The following is a 20154-nucleotide window of genomic DNA, read 5'->3' on the forward strand; positions in this document are numbered from 1 at the left end:
GGGAGTGAGGCAATGTCTGGCCTACAACACCCCGCGCGCCTTGATGTCGAGGTAGCGGTTGACGGCGGCGAGGCTCAACTCGTCGGGCCGCACGTCGAGCATGTGCACGCCGCCGGCGCTCACCTTGGCCTTGAGGGACTCGCGGTCGGAGAGCAGCTCACTGGCCACGGCCTGCTGGTAGGCCTGCTCGGGGCCGGCGGGAGGGGTGTGCAGCAGGGTCGTGAGCGCGGTGTCGCGCACGGACAGGCACAGGGGGACGTGCCGCCGGGCCAGCCGGTGCAGGGGTGCCACCAGGGTGGAGGCCTGCTCCTCGTCGAGGAAGTCCGTGAACACGCACAGGAGGCTGCGCCGGTTCAGGCGCACGTTCAGCTCCTTGAAGAGCGCCAGGTAGTCCACGTAGGTGAGGCTCGGCGTGGTGGCGTAGAGCGTGTCCAGTATCTTCCGGTACTGGAGGCGGCCCGCGGCCGGGGGGAGGTAGGCCTTCACGCCATCGGCGAACACGGCGAGCCCCACGCGGTCTCCATTGCGCACCGCCACGAAGGCCAGGAAGAGCGCCGCGTTGACGGCGTGGTCCAGCTTGGTGAGCCCGTCCACCTGCGCGGCCATGGAGCGGCCCGCGTCCACGCAGATGAGCAGGGATTGCGAGCGCTCGGACTCCATCACCCGCGTCACCGGCCGGGTGCGCCGGGCCGTGGCCTTCCAATCCACCTCGCGCACCGAGTCGCCCTGGGAATAGTCGCGCAGGCGCGCGAACTCGCTGCCCCGGCCATCCCGGCGCAACTGCCGCAGGCCCAGGTTCACCAGGTCCAACGCCGCGCCCGAGAGCAACAGCCGGCTGGCGCCGCGCATGTCCGGGAACACCGCCACGTCCTGGGCCGCGGGGACGCGGCGCTCGTGCAGCAGCAGGCCCAGGGGCCCGCGCACCCGCACGTTCACGTCCCCGAAGCCGAACCGTCCCCGCTTCGCCGGCGTCACCCGGTACACCCAGCGCGTCTGGCTGTCCGCGGGCAGCCGCAGCGGTGCCTCCTCCGGCTCGGCCGTGAAGGACTCGGGCACGTCGTCGCGCACCCGCACCTCCACGTCCCGGGGGCCCCGGTGCACCAGCAGCAGCTCCACCTTGTTGGGCGCGCCCACCGACAGGCGGGGAGGCAGCTGCCGGCTCACCTCCAGCCGCACCCGCCGCGCCATGAGGAAGTCCAGGGCCGCGAGCGCGAGCGCGAGCGTGTCCAGGGCCAGCACCGCGCCACCCAGGCCGGGGAAGAACCCCGCGGCCATCATCGGCACGGCGAGCAGACACAGCAGCACCCACAGGCGCCCGGTGGGAATCACCGGGGGACCTCGACGGAGCGCACCACCTCGCGCAGCACGTCCGCGGGCGAGGCCCCGTCCAGCTCCGCGTCCGGCGACAACAACAGGCGGTGCTTGAGCACCGGCTCCGCGAGGAAGCGCACGTCCTCGGGGGTGACGAAGCCCCGGCCGCGCAGCGCCGCCAGCGCCTTGGACGCGAGCAGCAGGTGCACGCCGGCGCGAGGCCCCGCGCCCAGGCGGATGCGGCTGGAGGAGCGCGTGGCCGCCACGAGCTGGCGCACGTAGGAGATGACCGCCGGCTCCACCGTGACGGTGTTGAGCGCCAGCCGCGCCTCGAGGATGCCCTCCTTCGTCACCGCCGCGCCCACGCCCGCGCGCTCCAAATCGCCCGAGTCGAAGCCCCGGTGCACCGAGGCGAGGATGGCGTCCTCCTCCTCGGGCGCCGGGTAGCCCACGTCGATCTTCAACAGGAAGCGGTCGAGCTGGGCCTCGGGCAGGGGGTAGGTGCCCTCGGACTCCACGGGGTTCTGCGTGGCGAAGACGGAGAAGAGCGGCGAGAGCGCCAGGTGGCGGCCCTCGAGCGACACGCCGCGCTCCTGCATGGCCTCGAGCAGGGCGGACTGCGTCTTGGCCGGGGCGCGGTTGATTTCATCCGCCAGGAGCAGGTCCGTGAAGATGGGGCCGCGCACCAGGGTGAAGGCCTGGCTCTTCAAGTCGAAGATGCTGGTGCCCAGGATGTCCGCGGGCATCAGGTCCGGGGTGAATTGAATGCGCTTGAAGTCCGCGCTGATGGAGCGCGCGAGCGCCTTGGCCATGAGCGTCTTGGCCACGCCGGGCACGCCCTCGAGCAGCACGTGGCCGCCGGCGACGAGGCCCACGAGCATCAACTCGAGTGGCTCGTCCTGCCCGACGACGGCCTTGCGCACCTCGGTGAGCACGCCCTCGCGGATGGCGTGGGCGGCGGCCACGGCGGTGGGGGAGGCGACGGTCTGGGCGGGGGCGAAGGGGGGCGAAGTCATGGCTCCTCGGGTGTCTGGGCGGGGGGCGCGGCGGGGCGCGGCCCGGAAGAAGGCAGGCGTTGGCGCAGGGTGGCGGCGCGCGTGGCCAGGTGCAGCAGCTCACTCTCGCTGCTCACGTTCGCGGCCTTGTGGACGACTTCGCGCAGGCCCCGGGCGAGCTCCGCCTGGCCGTGCGCGGTGAGGCTCTCGGCCACGGCCTGGGCGGGCGCGTGGGCGGGCAGGCCCGCGTGCCGGGCCAGCTCCTGGAGCAGGCCCCGGCTCAGCAGGCCCGCGGCGAAGGCATGGTGGTGGCCCTCGCGGTACAGGCGGCTCATGGCGAAGAGGGCATCCGTGGTGCCCACGCGCTGGGACTCGGGCGGAGGACGGGGCCGGCCGAAGCGCTGGAGCGCCAGGGCCCACAGGCTCAGGCCGAGCAGCAGCTGCGCCACCGCGAAGTGCAGGCCATAGCGGCGCGCGAAGTCCACCACCGAGCGCTCGTTGGTGAAGCCATGGTGGTGCTCGTCGAAGGCGTAGGGGCCGGGGCCGAGTGCCTCCAGGGCGCTCAGCCAGAATCGGGCGTTGTCCGCGCGCGCGAGGGCCTGATTCATCGCCAGCTCCGGCGCCCCCACCACCAGCACCTTGCCCGTCCCGTAGGGCACCACCGCCGCCACCGTCATGCCCAGCGGCTCGTCCTCCAGCACGGGGATGGCGCCCTCGGCGGACAGCGCCAGGTAGGCCTGGACGCGCGCCTCCACGCGCTCCACGCCCAGGGTGTAGGGACTGGAGAGGGGGGGAACGAGCGTGCGCATGGGCAGGGACGTGTCCGCCTTGATGAGCGACACCCCGAGCGCGTCGAGCAGTGGGTTCTCCATCGAGCCCCAGGGCACGAGGACGAGCGAGTGGCCGGAGCGCACGTACTCGAGCAGCTTCTCCGTCTCGTCGTCGCTCAACTCGGGCACGTGCAGCCGGTTGAAGCCGTGGCGGGGAACCTCCTCGTCCTCCAGGTCCGAGCCGCGGTCGGCGGCGAGCGCCGTCTGGTCCGGATCGTCCTCCTGGGCGCCCTCCACCTCCACGGCGAGCAGCACGAGCGTGCCCGGCTCGGAGAGGATGCGCAGGTCCGCGGTGCGGCGCGTGACGGGCAGGCCACTCTCCTGGACGAGGAGGAAGAGTCCCCGGGCCCCATCCGGCTGGGCGCGCCAGGTGGAGAGCGTGTCGGCGAAGCCGCCCCGGGCCGCGCCGCGCACGAGCCAGGCGCCCAGCACCGCGGTCAGCAGCAGGCTGCCCACCACCAGCAGGGGGAATCGGTCACGCACGGGCAGGCTCCGCGACGGCGGGCTTGGAGAGCATCGGAGCACACAGCGCCCGGAAGTCGCGGTAGCCCTGCATGCCCACGGGCAGGTTGCCGTACCAGGCGAAGTCGAAGCGCAGCGTCAGCTCGCGCAGGGAGGGCACCCATTCGCTCCGGCCGCGGAACTGGCGCAGGTAGTCCCAGTTGCTCAGGCGGGGATCGTAGTGGATGGCGCCCTGGTGGTGCAGGCGCGAGAGCAGGGCGAGGTACAGGCCGCGCACCGCCTCGCGGTACTCGCCCCGGGCGGCCAGCTCATCGGCGAGGTGGGCCCAGCCCTCGGGGGCGCGCGACAGGGCGTTCATCGGATCCGCCGCGAGCGTCGCCGCGCTCTGGCTGCTCACTTCGAGCCGCGCGCCCTCGTCCGCCTTGCTCCGGGCGTTGAACGCTCGCCACAGCACCACCGCGAGCACGCCCAGCGCGGCGGTGACGAGGACCACCACCAGCGCGTTCGCCACCGCCTGTCCTCCCATGCCCAGGTTGTCGGAGCGCGGGGCGGCGGGGTCCGGTCGGCGGCGGAAGAGATCCTCGAGCGTCTTCGCGAGCCACTTGACGAAGCGCTCCCAGAGTCCGCCGGGCACGGTGTCGTCGGGGGCCGCCTCCTCCTGCTCGGCCCGGGGGGCGGGCTCCTGGAACTCGGGCCGCGCGAGGATGTCCCGGGCGCGTGTCCGGGCGCTCGCGGCATCCGCCCGTTGCCGCTCCAGCTCCGCGGTGCTCGCCGCCAGGGCGAGTCCCTCGTCGAGCCGCTCCAGGGGGGCACAATCCTCGTTCTCCTCCACCTCCGCCTCCACGGAGCGCACCAGCCGCGCCACCTTCCTCGCCTCCGCCGGGCCGAGCGAGGTGAGCGTGCGCCGCCACTCCTCGAGCGCGGCCTCGTCCCACTCGCACGCTCCGGCCAGTGTCTCCACGCGCGGGACCAGATCGTCCGGGGGAGGTGGAGACCCGGCGGGTTGGGCCTGGGCGGTGGGAGCCAGGAGGTTCATTCCCAGGAGCACGAGGAGCCCGAGCGCCGACTTGCGGACCGGGAGCTGTTGCACCGCGGCGATCAGATCCAACCCCTCCTGGCGCACCCGGCCATCGATCAGCAGCAGCGAGGCGGTGGCGGCGCGCAGGGGCTCGAAGAGGGTGAAGGTCACGGCGACGAGGAAGACGTCCCAGGACGGGTTGTCGAGCGAGGCGAAGCGCTCGGCGAAGGTGAGATCGATGCCGAGCAGTTTGCGGCCCACGTAGAACAGGGCGTTGGCCGCGATGTGCAGGTTGAGCAGGACGAGCCCCTGCACGAGCATCAGCAGGCGCACGCCGATGGCGGTGACTTTCGCGGGACCCAGCAGCTTCGAGCACTGACCATACAGGTCCAGCGGACTGCCCCGGCCCTGAAGAGTAGCCGCGTAGCCCACGATGTGGGCGGACAGGAACATATAGGCGAGCCCCAGCGTGACGCCGAGTGTCACCGTGTTGAAGACGAGCAGGTAGGCCACCGCGCACCACAGGCTGGGAGCGCGGGCCAGGGCGGCGCGCAGGGAGTCCCGGGCGGTGGGCACCTCGGGGCCCTGGCCGAGCAGCAGTTGCTGGACATGGTGGCAGGCGGCGCCCTGGAAGAGGCCCCGGGCGAGCCAGGCCAGGGTGAAGAGCAGGGAAGGGAGGGCGAGCGGGCGGCGGTGCGCCACGGCGTCGGTCAGGTGGAGGAGCGCGGCGGTGACGAGCACGCCGCCGGGGAGGGTGAGGGCCCAGATGCCCGAGCCGCGCACGCACAGGCGCAGCGCGGCATCCATCAGGGCCACGGCTCCTCGGGGGCGCAGTTCGAGCGCGGAGACGGCCATGTCTAGAGCCCCGCTGCCAGGTTGGCGACCAGGAGGACGCCGCCATACACCACGGCGCCCGCCAGCAGGGCGAGCAGCACGTTGCCCACGCTCCACTCCTGGCGCTCGGCGGACACCGTCAGGGCGCGGGTGCGCTGGTCGAGGCAGGAGGCGCACCGGTTGATGCCCTCGAATTGCGTGGTGCACTCCCGGCAGATGACGCGGCGGCATTCCACGCAGATGCCCAGTCCGGTGCGCTCTGGATGATAGTGGCAGCGGCCCGAGCCCTGAATCATGGGGTCGCAGCCTACGCAATCCCGGCGGCCCGAGGCCAGCACGGAGCATCTGTCGGACACCGGCTGGACAGGGACGCATGATATGGATTGACCCGCACGCTCCTCATGGAAAACGACAAGACCGTTCCCTCACCTCCCGGGTTGGCACCCGCGGTCCTTCCCGCGGGTTGGACGGTGGCCGACCGCTTCGTCATCCAGGACCTCGCGGGCAGTGGTGGCATGGGGTTCGTCTACCGGGCGCTGGATCAAGTCACCGGCCGACAGGTGGCCCTCAAGTTGTTGCTGGTGGGCGCCTCGGCGGACGCGGCGATGCGCTTCCACCGCGAGGCCCAACTGCTCGCGGGCCTGACCCATCCCGCCATCGTCGGCCATGTGGCACATGGCACGCTCGCGGAAGGTCCACCCTACCTGGCGATGGAGTGGCTCGAGGGGGAGGAACTCTCGCACCGCCTGCATCGCGGGCCGTTGAGCCCCACGGAGAGCGTGGCGATGGTGCGCCGGGCCACCGAGGGCCTCGCCGTGGCCCACCGCCAGGGCGTGGTCCACCGCGACATCAAGCCCTCCAACCTCTTCCTGCGCGCGGGCCGCCCCGAGGACGTGGTGCTGCTGGACTTCGGGCTGGCCCGCTATGCCGCGCCCTCTCTGGATGCGGTCACCGTGGCCGGCACCGTGGTGGGCACTCCGGGCTACATGGCGCCCGAGCAGGCTTCGAGCCAGGACGAGATCCCCCCCGCGGCGGACATCTTCTCGCTCGGGTGCGTGCTCTACGAGTGCCTCACGGGCCAGCCGCCCTTCTCGGCCCCGCACTTCGCCGCCGTGCTGGCGAAGATCCTCTTCGCCGACCCCGTGCCCCTGCGCAGGCTGCGTCCGGACCTGCCCTCGGGACTGCGCGGACTGGTGGACCGGATGCTGGCCAAGGATCTCGCGCGCCGGCCAGCCGATGCCGACCAGCTCTTGCGCCTGCTGGCGGAGATGGATTCGGTGCCCCGCCTGCTGTCCTCCGCGACGCTCCCCGGTCCCTCCGGCATGGCGGGCGCCGAGCAGAAGCTCTTCAGCGTGCTGCTGGTGTCGACCCAGACGCCCGGCCCGGAGGGGGCGACCCAGGTGCTCAAGCCGGGCGCGGCTCCCCGGGATGCCCTGCGCGCGGCCCTGAAGAACTCGGGGGCGCAGGTGGAACTGCTGGCGGACGGCTCGCTGGTGGCCACGGTCATGCCCGAGCGGGGCACCGCCACGGATCAGGCGGCGGTGGCGGCCCGCTCCGCCCTGTCCTTCAAGGAGCACTGGCCCGAGGCCTCGGTGGTGCTCGTCACCGGCGTGGGGCAGCTCAACGAGCGCTTGCCGGTGGGAAACGCCATGGATAGGGCCGGAGAGCTGCTGCGCAACGTGGGACCGGAGCGCGGAGCCGGCCCGGTGGTGATGGACGAGGTCACCGCGGGGCTGCTGGGCCCGGGCTTCCAGCTGTCACGCGTGGAGCAGGGCATGTTCGTTCTGCGGGGCGAGCAGCTCGGCGTGGACGAGTCCCGGCTGTTGTTGGGCAAGCCCACGCCGTGCGTGGGCCGGGATCAGGAACTGTCCCTGCTGGAGATGACCTTCCAGAGCAGCGCGGAGGAGTCCACCGCGAAGGCGGTGCTGGTGACGGCGTCGGCGGGGACGGGCAAGTCCCGGTTGCGCCATGAGTTCCTGCGCCGCATGGAGCGCAACACGCCGCGGACCCTGGTGTTGCTGGGGCGCGGGGATCCGATGAGCGCGGGCGTGGCCTCGGGCCTGCTCGGGCAGGTGTTCCGGCGGCTGTGCGGCATCGTGGAGGGCGAGCCCCTGCGGGTGCAGCGCGAGCGGTTGCGCGAGCGCATCTCCCGCTACCTGCCGGAGGATCGGGCCGAGGGGACGGTGGAGTTCATCGGCGAGCTGTGCGCCGTGCCCATGCTCGACGAGGACGACGTGTTGATGCGCGCCGCGCGCAATGATCCGCGGCTGATGAGCACCCAGGTGGAACGGGCGCTGGTGACCTTCCTCGAGGCCGAGTGTGCCCAGCACCCGGTGTTGCTGGTGCTGGAGGATCTGCACTGGAGCGACGCGCTGACGGTGCGGCGGGTGGACGCGCTCCTGAGGGATCTGGCCGAGCATCCCTTCGGGGTGCTGGCCCTGGCGCGGCCCGAGGTGAAGGACTTGTTTCCCTTCCCCTGGACGCGGCGCTTCCAGGAGGTGCCGTTGCAGGGCCTGAGCCGCAAGGCGAGCGGGCGGCTCGTCCGAGAGGTGCTGGGAGCCCGGGTGGAGGAGAGCGTGGTGCGCTGGGCGGTGGAGATGGCCGACGGCAACGCGCTCTTCCTGGAGGAGCTCATCCGCGTGGTGTCCGAGGGGCGGGGGACGGAGGCGCCGGAGACGGTGCTGGCGGTGCTCCAGGCGCGCTTGATGCGGATGGAATCCGGCGTGCGCCAGGTGCTGCTGGCGGCCAGCATCTTCGGCCGCGACTTCTGGACGGGAGGCGTGAGCGAGTTGTTGGGCGATCAGGCCGCCAAGGCGATGCTGGAGGGGCACCTGCGCGCGCTCGTGGACCAGGAGGTCATCGAGCCGCGCTCCGACAGCTCCCTGCCGACCGAGACGAGCTACCGCTTCCGCCACGCGCTCCTCCAGGAAGCGGCCTATGGCCTGCTGTCCGACGTCTACCGTCCGGAAGGCCACCGGCTGGCGGCCACCTGGCTGGAGCGGATGGGCGGGGTGGATCCGCTGGTGCTCGCCACGCACCATCAACGGGGCGGGCAACCCGAGCGCGCGGTGCACTACTACTCCCTGGCGGCCGAGCGGCTCTTCGCCCTGTACGATCTGCCGGGGACGATGCGGTGCGTGGTGGAGGCGCTGGCCTGCGGGGTGGAGGGGGAGCGCTCCGTCCACCTGCGCGCGCTCCAGGCGGTGGTGGCGTTCTGGATGGACGATCTGGTGCGCTCGCTGTCGCTCGGCTCCGCGGTGTTGGACGAGCTGGAGCCCGGCAGCCGGCTGTGGTGCTGGCTGGTGGGCGGACAGATCGTCGGGGGCGCCTACCTGGGGATGGACGCGGAGAAGGCGGCCCGGTTGAACGCCAGCCTGTGGAACACCACGCCCCTGCCCGATGCCGTGGACGCCCACCACTGGGCCCTGGCGTGTCTGGGCCTGTCGCTCGTCTACTCGGGGGCGCGGTGGGAGCTGGAAGCGTGGCTCGAGCGGATGCGGGGCATGGCCAAGGAGGGGGTGGCGAAGGCCTGGACGCGCTACCTGGATGGTTTCTTCCACTACCTCTTCGAGCCGCGGCCCTGGACGGCCTTCGTGCTGGCCGAGGAAGGCACGCGCTTGTTCCGCAAGCTCGGCATGGAGCGCGACGCGCTCATCGTGCAGACCTGCATGTCCCTGGCGCAGGGGGCCGCGGGCGACGCGCCTGGGGCCCTGGAGTGCATGCGCGAGTTGCTGGCCACGGGACGGCGGTTGGAGGAGCACCTCGTGGTGGGCTCGGCCCTGGCGTATCGCAGCGTGCTGCTGGCCGGCAGCGCGGATCCGGAGCACCGCCGGGAAGCCCATGTGTTGGCGCGCGAGGGGCTGGACGATGGTCTGGCCTTGTTCCGCCAGGGCGTGTCGCATGCCGTGCTGGCGAAGACCTGGAGCGATCCGGAGACGCTGGCGGAGGCCGAGGCGCATGCGCGCAAGGCCTGTGGGCTCTTGACGCCCTTCCAGGCGGACGTGGTCTTCGCGCGGAGCGTGCTGAGCGGCGTGCTGCTCGCCCGGGGCAATGTGGCGGAGGCGCGGGAAATGGCGGTGCTCGGAGTGCACGAGCTGGAGCGCAACCGCGCCCAGGGCGTCTACGCGGTCGCCATGTACCTGGCGCTGGCGGAGGCGTGCCTGCGAGAGGGAGACCGGGCGCGGGCCGAGTCCTCGCTGCGCCAGGCCCTGGAGTGCGTGCGGGCCCGGGCCGCGGACATCCCCGAGCCCGCCCACCGCGTGCGCTTCCTGCGCCAGGTGCCCGAGAACGCCCGGGTGGTGGCGCTGGCCCGGGAGTGCTGGGGAGACGCCAGCGTGGAGGGGCTCTCGTGAGCGCTACTTCACCGGGAAGAAGCCCGCGTCGGTGACGAGCCGCTGCCCCTCGGGGGACAGGACGTAGTCGATGAAGGTGCGCGTGAGCCCCGTGGGCTCCCGGGGCAGCTCGAAGTAGAGTTCCCTCGACAGGGGATAGGCGCCGGACTGGAGGGTGGCGGGGGTGGGGGGGACCGCCTCGCCCTGCTCACCCACGCGCACCTTCAATTCCTTGACGCCCCGGGCGTAGGCGACGCCGCCATAGCCAATGCCATGGGGCTCGAGGGAGACGGCGTTCACCACGGCCGCGGTGCCCGGCAGCGTCTGGGCGCGCTCGGTGAAGTCCTGGCCCTTGAGCACCTCGTCCTTGACGAAGACATAGGTGCCCGAGGAACTCTCGCGCGAGTAGACGATGATGGGGGCGTCCGCGCCGCCCACGTCCTTCCAGTTGCGCGTGTCCCCCAGGTAGATGGCCTGGAGCTGGGCCAGGGAGAGGCTGTCCACGGGATTGCTCTCATGGACATAGAAGGTGATGCCGTCGCGGGCCACGGCCAGCTCCACGGGGCCGCGCGGCCAGCGCTGCCGCGCCTGTTGTTTCTCGGCGTCCTGCAGGGGCCGGCTGGACATGGCGATGTCGGTGGTGCCGTTGATGAGCGCGGCGATGCCCGTGCCCGAGCCGCCCCCCGTCACCTGGATGCGCGCGCCGGGATGGTCCTTCATGAACTGCTCGGCCCAGCGCTGTCCGAGCACGACGAGCGTATCCGAGCCCTTCACGGTGACGGTGCCCAGGGAGCCGGGCGCCGGAGCGCTCGCCTTCTCGCCAGAACTCGTGGGGCGCCTGCATCCGCCGAGCAGGGCGAGCAGCACGAGCGGGAGGAGCAGCGGGCGGCGGGGGGACCATCTCATGGCCCCGAGGATACACGCGAGTCGGCTTCCTCCATCCGTCGGGCAAAGGACGTCACTTTCGTGACGCGGATGTGACCGGGGTTGGGGGAAGCGCGGCGGGTCCGCTACAACCGCGGCATCCGAGGACGGCAAGGAGCGGACGCCATGGACTTCATTGGACAGCTTTCTCAGCAATTGGGTGTGGATTCGAACCAGGCGCAGGGGCTCGCGGGCTCGCTGCTCAAGCTGGTGCAGGGCACGGTGAAGGAGAAGATCAGCCCCGAGGCGGCGGACCAGATGGGCCGGTCGATTCCCGAGATGCAGACCTGGCAGCAGCAGGCGCAGCCCCAGCCCGAGGCGGGTGGGGGGCTGATGGGGGCACTGGGCGGCCTGCTCGGGGGCCAGGCCCAGGGCTCCTCCGGCGGCGGCCTGATGGGGGCGCTGGGCGGCGCGGTGGGACATGCGGGTGAGATCGCGGGCATCGTGGCCCTGCTCCAGCGCTTCAACCTCGACGCGGGCAAGGCGGCGCTGGTGGCGCCCCTGCTGCTCGACTTCCTCAAGTCCCGGTTGGATCCCAAGCTCGTGAGCGGCATCCTCACGGTGATGCCCGTGCTGACCCAGCTCACGGGGGGCAACAAGCCGCCGGAGGGCGGGGGGACGCCGGGGGGCGGAGGTCTGGGGGGCCTGTTGGGCGGCCTGCTGCGCTGAACCTTGGGGGAGCGTGCGCGAGGGTTGACCCCGTGACCTCCCCGCGTCACCTTGCCTGGCCACATGAGCACGCCTGACGGAGAGTTGTCCCCCGAGGAGCAGGCCATCATCGCGGAGGAGGAGGCGGTCCTGCGCCGCGTCCTCGCCGCGGTGGAGGGCGCGAGGCTGCGCAGTGGCCATCGCAAGCAGGAGACGGAGGATCTCATCACCCGGCTCCAGGAGCTGCGCGACGACGCGGCCACGGCGGCCGTGGCGGACCTGCCGCACCTGTTCTTCCAGATGGATCAGACGCGGGCCCTGCTCGAGCGTCAGGAGACGGCGCGGCTGCCGGAGCTCGGCGCCCCGTACTTCGCCCACCTGCGGGTGGCCGGGACGACGGGGGATCGCGACTATCTCCTGGGCCGCACGAGCTTCGCGGACGTGTCCGCGGACGTGCGCATCATCGACTGGCGCTTCGCTCCGGTGGCGCGCGTCTTCTACCTGTATGGGGAAGGCGACTCGTACGAGGAGTGGTTCGGCGAGCGGCTGTCCGAGGGGACGGTGAAGGTGCGCCGCCTGGTGGTCATCGAGCGGGGGCTGCTCAGCCGCGTGCAGATTGGCACGCGCGTGCTGGTGCGGGGCCCCGGGGGCGTGTGGCGGCGGTTGGGGACGGGGTGGGGCTCGCAGCTCGAGGGGGGCACGGGGACGGCGGTGCGGCCGGGCCAGCTCGGGGTAGGGCGGGGGACGCAACAGCGCGAGGGGGCCCTGGACGTGACGGCCCTGCTGGACGCCGAGCAGTTCGAGGCGGTGAACGTGGCGGCGGACCAGCCCCTGCTGGTGCTGGGCAGCGCGGGCAGTGGAAAGACGACGGTGGCGCTGCACCGGCTGGCGAAGATCGCCTTCGACGAGGCGGAGCGCTACCCCGAGTCGCGCATGAAGGTCATCGTCCCCGAGGAGGGACTCGCCCGGCTTTCCCGGCGGCTGCTCGCGCCGCTGGGCCTGGGCAAGGTGTCCGTCGAGACGCTGGACTCGTGGGCCGCGCTGACCGCGCGCGTGGCGTTTGGCGCCAAGGCCCTCAAGCCCTGGGAGGACACCCCGCCGCTCGTCGCGAAGCTCAAGCGCCACCCGGCCCTGCGCCGCGCGCTCGCGGCCCGGCTCGGCGTGCTGTCCTCGTCCGCCACGGCCCTGCCGCGCCTGCGCAAGCGGCTCGCGGAGCTCTTCACGGACCGGCGCTTCCTGGAGAGTGTCGTCGCCCATTCCGGGGGAGATCTGCCCAGCACCGCCGTGGACGAGACGGTGCGGCACACGATGCTGCAGATCGCCACGCCCATCGCCCACGAGCTGGAGGGCGTGGATCCCGACCGGCTCCAGACGTTGGATGGCAAGTCCCTGGAGAGCGACACGCCGGACGAGCTGGCGGGCACGGTGGACGTGGAGGATCTGCCGCTGCTGCTGTTCCTCCGGGCGCAGGCGGGCAGTCTGGGCGCGGTGGGGCGGCTGGTGCACGTGGTGCTGGATGAGACCGAGGACTTCTCGCTCGTGGAGCTGTTCGTGGTGGGACGGCTGTTGGGGGAGGCCCGGAGCTGCACGCTGGCGGGCGACGAGATGCAGCAGACCTCGACGAGCTTCGCGGGGTGGCCGGCGGTGCTCGCGGAGCTGGGCATCCAGGACGCGGCCACCTGCCGGTTGCAGGTGTCCTACCGGTGCCCGGCGCCCATCACCGCGCTGGCGCGTCAGGTATTGGGCACGCAGGCCCCGGGCGAGCCGCCCACGGCGGGCCGGGAGGGGGCGCCCGTGGGGCTGCACCACTTCCCGGACGAGGCCCAGGCCTGGCTGTTCATCGGCGAGGCGCTGCGGGACTTGCTGGAGCGCGAGCCCCAGGCCTCCGTCGCCGTCATCGCCAGTGGCCGCGAGCAGGCCCGGGCCTTCCATCGTGTCATTTCGGACATGTCCTGGGCGCGCCTCGTGCTGGAGGGAGACTTCTCCTTCGAGCCGGGGGTGGACGTGACGGACGTGGACAACGTGAAGGGCCTCGAGTTCGACTACGTCGTCATTCCAGACGCCACCGCCCAGGCCTATCCGGCTCATGACGAGGCACGCCGCCGTCTGCACATCGCGATCACTCGGGCCTCCCACCAACTCTGGTTGGTTTCGGCGGGTGTGCGCTCCCCCCTGCTCGCGGGCGTCTAGGCCCGCCTCCGCGACGGGGGGGCCACCGTTGGAATCGATATGTCGAGACGAGATGTATCGATTTGTGACAGAATACCGCCCCCATGATGGAGACCCGCCCACAGCTGTTGTCTCGGCTGGCCAGATGTCGGCGGGAGCAGGTGGTTCCTGGGTTGTTCTTGGAGTCGGTGCTCGCCTCGGCCGGGGTCTATGGGCCGGAGGTGGTCGAACAGGCCCACCGGCACATCGCCGAGGATGGGCAGTTGCTGGAGAACTACCGCTACCCGGTGAAGGCCATGCTGGAGATGCTCGATGTCATCGGGCAGGCGGCGCAGGCGCGGGGCGTCTCCTATGGCGAGGCCCTCTTCCAGAGTGGGTGGACCGCGGGGTCCTCGTATGTGCGCAGCTCGGTGGGCCGGGTGCGCGCCATGGTGTCCACGTTGTCGGGCATGCATCGGGCCCTGGAAGGCATCCCCAACGCGGCCGCGCAGGCGGTCAACTTCGGCGAGCACTCCTACCGCCGGGTCACCCCTGGCTCCGGGGAACTGCGCTTCATTCAGGATTTGATTGGCCCGGCCTGGAACACGGGCATGGTGCTGGCGAGCGTGAAGACCGCCTTCGCTCTGGAGCAGGACCAGTTGAAGTACGAGATCAGCGTGACGGATGAGGACGCCAGCAGCTTTCTCGTGCGTCTGGACTGGTAGGCGCGCGGGGCGCCGGGGGGGCGCGCCGGAGTCACCCGTGGGGACTCCGGGCGCCAGGCACGCTCAGCTGTTCTCGGAGAACGTGTCGCGGATGCGCTCGATGGACTTCTGCGCCATGTCCATGATGCTCTTCTCCACGTGCTTGTACATGAGCGTCTGGGCCATCAGGTGCTTCTTGGCCTCGGCGCAGATCTGCTCCTCGGTCGCGTTCGGATTGGCCTTCAGGAACTTGTTCACGTTCTGCTCGACCTTCCGGTAGACCGCGCTCTGGCTCTCCTTGCTCTGGATGGAGCCGACCTGGAGCGCGTAGGCCTTGGCGCTGGCCTCATCCAGGCCGTACTTCTGCAGGCCCTTGGTCACTTCCTCCGGGGTGGACTTTCCGGTGAGGTTCAAGTGCACTTCGCTCGGCGTGGTGGGGGCCGCGCTGGTGGCGCGAGTGTTGCCGTTGATGGGAGCGGTCATGACGCACCTGTCGGAATAGGTTGGGTACAACGTTGAGGGGATTATCTCCCAAGCTTTGGGAAAAGTTGCGTGGGGGGTGTTGATTCACCCCACTTTCCCTCCCCCCGAGGTGCCGCCGGGCCCCCGGAGAAGGGCCAGGAGGGAACAATCCTCCGTGATTCCAGGGGGTTGAGCCCTCCCCACGGGTTACCTGCCTGGTGGACGGGCACGCGTGGCGCTCCCTGTTCGGCGTGTGGACGGGACCGCGGGCGCGGGCGTGCCCCTGGGGCTGGGGGAGGGGGTCGCCGAGCCCCCCGGCCCCCGCCTTCGTCCGCGTGGTCCCGCCATCCCCGGACTCTTCGCTCAACCGTCCCTCGGGGCCTTCCACCGGAGTCCGGGTGTTCCTCGCCAATGCCTGTCAGCGTGGCGGGCCCGGCGAGATCTTGATTCCCTTGTATGGGATTGGCGAGGGGTTCGGGAATTCCCACGGACGAGGATCCCTCGGCGTATGCCGCGAGCGGGCGGAGGCCGGGAAATCCGACGCGGCCAGGGCGGAGCTTTCGCGTGACAAGGTTTTCCATCTCAGACACCCGCAAAGATTAGCGGGGTCGGCTTGACGACAATTGGGGAGGGCCGTTATTGGTTTATGAGAGAGATTGAACGGCTCGAAAGGAACCCCACCATGAATGCCATCTCGGATCGGCCGGCGCGCTCCACGCCCACGGGAAGGGTCGCCGTGACCAGCCCCTACTCGGGCTACTCGCTGTCGGCCCCAGGTGAAATCCAGGTGGTCCTTCCCGAGCAGGGAGGACGGCGCCTGGGACCGGCGACCCTGCTGAGTCCCGCGTCGGTCTGGGCCCGGTCCGAGACGCGCGTGGAGTCCTGGCCCTCCGAGGGCTCGCTGCGGGTGTGTCTGGAGACGGGCTCGGCCACTCTCGGGCCCCTGTCGGGGGAGCTGCACTGGCAGCGGGCCGGAGGCGAGGACTCCATGCTGGGCATCCGGCTCGTGGATGTCTCGCCAGCGCAGGGGCGGGCCCTCCTGACGATGATGGAGGAGCGGCTGCGGCATGGGGGCGCCCTGCCCGAGGCGTCTCCGCTGCCCGTGCAGGAGGAGATCTCCGACGCCGAGCGCATCGCCACCCTCCTCGGGATGATCGCCGCGGTGAACAACAAGGCCGTCCTGCGCGAGCCCGGCCGGATGGTGCGGCTGGTCCTGGAGCGGATGGACGCGGAGCGGGGCCTGCTGTTCTGGCGTTGCGCCGAGCCGCTCACGCGCTGGGGCGAGCCCCCGTGCGAGGTCGAGGTGGTGGGGTACAACTCCGCCTACCGGATGCGCCTGGCGCCCCCCGTCGGGCGGGGAGAGCAGTGGGTGACCCCGCTGCCCGAGCGGCTGTGGCGGGTGCGTCACCGCTGGCACCGCCGCGTGCCGGCGCCCGCGGGGCTGCGCGTGCGCTTCGCCCATCCGCTCTGGACGGAGCTGGGGTGGCTCGAGCGCGAGGCCGTGGACCTCTCCTACTCCGGCCTGGGGCTGCTCAGCGGCGCCGAGGATCTGCTCTTCCCGGGACTCTTCCTGCCGCTGGAACTGGAGACGGCGCGGGGCGAGCGCATCGACCTGCGCTGCGAGGTGCGCCACGTCTCCTTCTCCCAGACGGATGGCCGGCGGCTGTGTGGGCTCGAGGTCCGGCCATGCACCGAGCGCGACACCCTGCGGTGGATGAAGCTCGTCTCCCAGTCGCTCCGCCCCTCCACGCGCACCAGCGAGGACTGGCTCGAGCCGTTGTGGGAGCTGTACGCCGCCTCGGGCTACTTCAACCTGGCGGGCAAGACGTCCGAGCACTTCGAGGCGCTGCGCCGCGACTTCATGGACATGAACACCCGCGCCGCGCGGCTTCCCCTCCTGTCCTGCCAGACGGTGTGGCCCTCGGAGCGGGGCGTGGAGGCGTCGCTCTCCTCGCTCAAGATGTACCAGTCCTCCTGGATGCTGCACCAGCTGGGCCGTCGGCCCGGCAAGCCCGCCCATGCCCCGGAGGTGCCGGGACAGACGCTGCGCGACGTCTACCTGCGTACGGTGGAGCACTGCCAGGGCGACCCGGAGTTGCGCTGGTTGTTCAGCTACGCCGAGTCGACCGTTCCCTGGGTGCGCCGCACGCACGTGCGCTTCGCCGAGCGGGTGGCGTCGAGCGGGCAGTCGCTGGTGATGAACGTGCGGCTGATGGACGTGGAGTGCTCGGAGCCGAGCGGCCTGCCCGTGGGTGAGCTGGAGATCGGCCCCGCGTCCATGGGGGAGAAGCTCCTGCTGGCGCGGGAGATCGCCCGCACGCGGCCCGCCTGCTACGCCGAGGCGTTGGACCTGACCCGGGAGCGTCTGGAGATGCGGGGCGCGTCGCGCACCTGGTGGGAGGCGGGGCTGCAGCGCGAGCGGCGCATCCTCGTGGCCCGGCGCCATGGCCTGCCGCTCGCGGCCCTGGTGCTCGAGCTGGGGCAGCCCGGCGCCAACCTCTTCCGCCTGCTCGACTCGGCCCGCCTCTTTCCCCTGTCGCCCGAGGGACGCGAGGCCTACGTGGCGCTGCTGGACGAGGCGCGCGGCTGGTTCGCCCTGCGCGAGCGCTCTTCCTTCGTCTACCTGTGCGAGGACGACGGCGCGTACGCCTCCGCCGCCCGCCTGCACGATGACCCGTCCACCCGGCCCGTCCTGTGGATCATCTCCGCCTCGCTCGTTCCCGAATTCCTGGAGCACATCCAGGAGCAGTCCGCGGGTCGTCCCCGTTCAACCCCTCACGCCGTGCCCTGAAGGAGTGCCATCATGATGGAACTGCTGAAGAAGCTGTACGAGCCCCACGCCGTGAAGGCCCGCGCCCGTCTGGATACCGATCCCGCCCTGTGCCGGCTGCTCTCGCCCTCCATCGAGCCGAGGGTCCTCGAGCGCTTCCTCATCGAGTGGATGGCGCGCGCGGTGTACATGACCGAGCCGGTGGACGGGTGGATCCGCCGCACGGGCCAGCGCTGCATCGAGCAGGGAATGGAGAAGATTGGCAACGCGCTCATCATCCACGCCAAGAGCGAGACGGGCCACCACCTGATGACACTCGAGGACACCCACGCCCTCGTCAAGCATTGGAATGCCCACCAGCCGCCGCCCGCGTTGACGGTGGAGCAGCTGCTCGCCCAGCCCCCCACCGACGCCATGAAGGCCTACCGCCAGTTGCACGACGAGACCATCGAGGGCGCCTTCCCCGTGGGGCAGATCGCCATCGAGCGCGAGGTGGGCTACCTCGCCGTCTACTTCGGGCCCCGCCTGATGAAGCAGGTGGACAGCGTGCTGGGCACCGAGGTCTCCTCGCTGCTCTCCTTCATGGCCGAGCACGTGGCGGTGGACGTGGGCCATACCCTGCTCAACGAGAAGCTGCTGGAGGAGGCCATCTCCCGCTCGCCCGAGCATGCGCGCCTCTACGCCGAGGCGGGTGCGCGGGCGCTCAATGCCTACATCCGCTTCCTGGGCGATTGTCTGCGCATCGCGGAGCACCTGCCCTCACCGCTGCGCTCGGTGGCTTGAGGCCGCCTCAATGCCTGCCTCCTCGCCCAGCTCCCGGGCGTGGCGCGGCGTGTTGATTGGGATACAAAGATAGGGGATGTTCCGGCCCGTCTCAATCACCCGTGATTCACGGGTGTCTGGGCTGGAGTCAAAGTCATACACGCGGCTACATCCGCTCTCGTTGATCGGGCCGGTTCCCGATTGGAACGACGAGAGCCCCGCGTCCGCGAAGTCACCCCCTGTCTGTCCTATCCCCCCCGGAGAGCCTCATTTTGAAGAAGACCCTCCTGCTGGTTGAAGCCCTGTCCGTCCTCGCTGGTGTTGGTTGTGGACTTCCCGATGAACAAGGGGAAGCCGACGAGTTCTTCCAGACGATGGGCGCCACGGCGGATGCGCTGAGCGCGCCGAACTGCACCACGCTCTCCGCGGCCTCGGTCCTGGCCTCCGGCAATGATGGAAACGGCCCGCGGAACACCCTGGATGACCAGATGGGGACGCGCTGGAGCAACCAGGGCGCGGGCTCGTGGATCGACTACGACCTGGGCTCGACGCGCACCGTGTCCGGTGCGGCGATCGCCTGGCACCAGGGCAACCTGCGCACCAACACCTTCTCGATGTCCGTGTCCCTGGACGGGATGAGCTACACGACCGTCTACTCGGGCACGAGCTCGGGCAAGACGACGGCGGCGGAGACCTACACGTTCTCCGCCAGGTCCGCGCGCCGGCTGCGCATCACCTTCAAGAGCAACTCCCAGAACGACTGGGCGAGCATCGCCGAGGCCCGGGCGTGTGGCGCGGCCTCCGAGTCGTCCAGCGGCAGTGGCGTGGTGTGGCGGGGTGACTTCGATACGGGCGACCGCACCCAGTGGACCCGGACGCAGATGGTCAGCTCGGACCGGCTGCAGGTGGTGTCCTCACCCGCGCGCCAGGGCAGCTACGCCATCAAGGTGACGGTGAAGCAGGGAGACAATCCCATCAGCGCGAGCGGCAACCGCAACGAGCTGGTGAAGATGACGAACGAGAAGGAAGGCGACGAGTACTACTACCGGTGGAGCACGATGTTCGCCTCGGACTTCCCGAGCGCCAAGACGTGGCAGCTCTTCACCCAGTGGCACCAGAGCGGTGACAGCGGCTCGCCCCCGGTGGAGTTCTACGTCAACGGAGAGACCATCTACCTGCGCCTGCAGGGCAGCACCGTGGTGTGGAGCACCCCGCTGGTGCGCGGGCAGTGGCAGGACTTCATCTTCCACGTGAAGTGGTCGTCCAAGTCGGGCACGGGCTTCGTGGAGCTCTACCGCAATGGCAAGCTCGAGCTGCCCAAGCGCTACATCGCGACGATGTACTCGGGGCAGACGAACTACTTGAAGGTCGGCCTGTACCGCAACAGCACCATCGCGCCGACGGGCGTGGTGTACCACGACGGCTGGGTGCAGGGCCGGAGCCTGCAGGACGTGCAGTAGGCCCCGGCCCCGGGTGGCTCAGGCCTTGGGCCCGAGCCGCTCGCGCAGGGAGCCATCCCCCAGCGCCTTGATGGTGTCGTCGTGGCCGCCAATGAGCACGCCGCGCACGTAGACCTGGGGGAAGGTGGGCCAGCCGCTCCACATCTTGATGGCGAGCCGCTCCTTCCATTTGGCGAAGTAGCTGCCGTACTCGAGATAGGTGAAGGTGATGCCCGCTTCGGTGAGGGCCTGGCGCACCTTCTTGACGAAGGGATTCTGCGCCATGCCCACCACCACCACGGGCTCGCGCTCCACGGTGGTGCGGACCTGATCGACGATGTCCCGGTGGAAGCCGGCCATCGCCTCGGCCGCGGCGGGAGTGCGTTTGTCGTCGGAGAGAAGAGAACGGGGAGTGGTCATGGGACGCGCACCTTAAGCGGGTCCTTACCCGGACGTCGAGTGAAGCGATTCCCCGACTCCCTCTCTGGAGGAGGAAGGCGACCACTTCGAGACCTG

15 protein-coding genes are annotated in these 20154 nt (G+C 70.8%); 7 read left to right on the plus strand and 8 right to left on the minus strand.

Features of this window, described 5'->3' with window-relative positions:
• Nucleotides 1-21: 21 nt before the first annotated feature.
• Genes D187_RS34555 through D187_RS34575 form a run of 5 tightly spaced genes read right to left on the minus strand, consistent with a single transcriptional unit; the run spans nucleotide 22 to nucleotide 5746 of the window.
• On the minus strand, nucleotides 22-1329 hold the full coding sequence (locus D187_RS34555; protein WP_002624970.1) for a DUF58 domain-containing protein: 1308 nt from the start codon (nucleotides 1327-1329) through the stop codon (nucleotides 22-24).
• Entirely contained in the window at nucleotides 1326-2327 is a 1002-nt protein-coding gene (locus D187_RS34560; protein ID WP_002624968.1) for an AAA family ATPase, read from the minus strand. The genes D187_RS34555 and D187_RS34560 overlap by 4 nt, the downstream gene beginning before the upstream one ends.
• Nucleotides 2324-3619: a DUF4350 domain-containing protein gene (locus D187_RS34565; RefSeq protein ID WP_002624966.1), complete on the minus strand. Its 1296-nt coding sequence runs from the start codon at nucleotides 3617-3619 to the stop codon at nucleotides 2324-2326. Before D187_RS34565 ends, D187_RS34560 begins: the two co-directional genes overlap by 4 nt.
• Nucleotides 3612-5471 carry a DUF4129 domain-containing protein gene (locus tag D187_RS34570; RefSeq protein ID WP_043432889.1) on the minus strand — a complete coding sequence of 620 codons (1860 nt, stop codon included), beginning with the start codon at nucleotides 5469-5471 and terminating at the stop codon, nucleotides 3612-3614. The genes D187_RS34565 and D187_RS34570 overlap by 8 nt, the downstream gene beginning before the upstream one ends.
• A gap of 2 nt (nucleotides 5472-5473) precedes the next feature.
• The gene (locus tag D187_RS34575; RefSeq protein ID WP_002624962.1) at nucleotides 5474-5746 is read right to left on the minus strand and encodes a hypothetical protein; all 273 of its coding nucleotides are present in this window, start codon (nucleotides 5744-5746) and stop codon (nucleotides 5474-5476) included.
• Nucleotides 5747-5833: 87 nt separating this feature from the next.
• Between D187_RS34575 and D187_RS34580 the strand changes: the two genes are divergently transcribed.
• Nucleotides 5834-9802, plus strand: a complete 3969-nt coding sequence (locus D187_RS34580) for a serine/threonine-protein kinase (protein WP_002624960.1) — start codon at nucleotides 5834-5836, stop codon at nucleotides 9800-9802.
• Nucleotides 9803-9805: 3 nt separating this feature from the next.
• Here the strand turns inward: D187_RS34580 and D187_RS34585 are convergent, their stop codons facing one another.
• Nucleotides 9806-10687: a phosphate ABC transporter substrate-binding protein gene (locus tag D187_RS34585; RefSeq protein ID WP_043432892.1), complete on the minus strand. Its 882-nt coding sequence runs from the start codon at nucleotides 10685-10687 to the stop codon at nucleotides 9806-9808.
• Nucleotides 10688-10831: 144 nt separating this feature from the next.
• Here D187_RS34585 and D187_RS34590 point away from each other — a divergent pair, with 144 nt between their 5' ends.
• From D187_RS34590 to D187_RS34600, 3 genes are all read left to right on the plus strand, one after another.
• Nucleotides 10832-11374, plus strand: a complete 543-nt coding sequence (locus tag D187_RS34590) for a DUF2780 domain-containing protein (protein WP_002624956.1) — start codon at nucleotides 10832-10834, stop codon at nucleotides 11372-11374.
• 63 nt (nucleotides 11375-11437) lie between these two features.
• Nucleotides 11438-13543, plus strand: a complete 2106-nt coding sequence (locus D187_RS34595) for an ATP-binding domain-containing protein (RefSeq protein ID WP_002624954.1) — start codon at nucleotides 11438-11440, stop codon at nucleotides 13541-13543.
• 86 nt (nucleotides 13544-13629) lie between these two features.
• Nucleotides 13630-14226: a DUF2378 family protein gene (locus tag D187_RS34600; RefSeq protein ID WP_281171809.1), complete on the plus strand. Its 597-nt coding sequence runs from the start codon at nucleotides 13630-13632 to the stop codon at nucleotides 14224-14226.
• Between the two features lie 63 nt (nucleotides 14227-14289).
• Here D187_RS34600 and D187_RS34605 read toward each other — a convergent pair whose 3' ends face one another.
• On the minus strand, nucleotides 14290-14688 hold the full coding sequence (locus tag D187_RS34605) for a hypothetical protein (protein WP_002624950.1): 399 nt from the start codon (nucleotides 14686-14688) through the stop codon (nucleotides 14290-14292).
• A 661-nt stretch (nucleotides 14689-15349) separates the two neighbouring features.
• Here D187_RS34605 and D187_RS34610 point away from each other — a divergent pair.
• The 3 genes from D187_RS34610 to D187_RS34620 all read left to right on the plus strand — a co-directional run bounded on the left by D187_RS34610 (nucleotide 15350) and on the right by D187_RS34620 (nucleotide 19659).
• Complete coding sequence (locus tag D187_RS34610; RefSeq protein WP_002624946.1) at nucleotides 15350-17458, plus strand: hypothetical protein; 2109 nt, start codon at nucleotides 15350-15352, stop codon at nucleotides 17456-17458.
• Nucleotides 17459-17470: 12 nt separating this feature from the next.
• Nucleotides 17471-18220: a hypothetical protein gene (locus D187_RS34615; protein WP_002624944.1), complete on the plus strand. Its 750-nt coding sequence runs from the start codon at nucleotides 17471-17473 to the stop codon at nucleotides 18218-18220.
• Between the two features lie 251 nt (nucleotides 18221-18471).
• Nucleotides 18472-19659 carry a heparin lyase I family protein gene (locus D187_RS34620; protein ID WP_002624942.1) on the plus strand — a complete coding sequence of 396 codons (1188 nt, stop codon included), beginning with the start codon at nucleotides 18472-18474 and terminating at the stop codon, nucleotides 19657-19659.
• 18 nt (nucleotides 19660-19677) lie between these two features.
• Here the strand turns inward: D187_RS34620 and D187_RS34625 are convergent, their stop codons facing one another.
• Nucleotides 19678-20058 carry a glutaredoxin domain-containing protein gene (locus tag D187_RS34625; RefSeq protein WP_002624940.1) on the minus strand — a complete coding sequence of 127 codons (381 nt, stop codon included), beginning with the start codon at nucleotides 20056-20058 and terminating at the stop codon, nucleotides 19678-19680.
• Between the last annotated feature and the right edge of the window lie 96 nt (nucleotides 20059-20154).

The organism is Cystobacter fuscus DSM 2262, from assembly GCF_000335475.2.
GTDB lineage: Bacteria > Myxococcota > Myxococcia > Myxococcales > Myxococcaceae > Cystobacter > Cystobacter fuscus.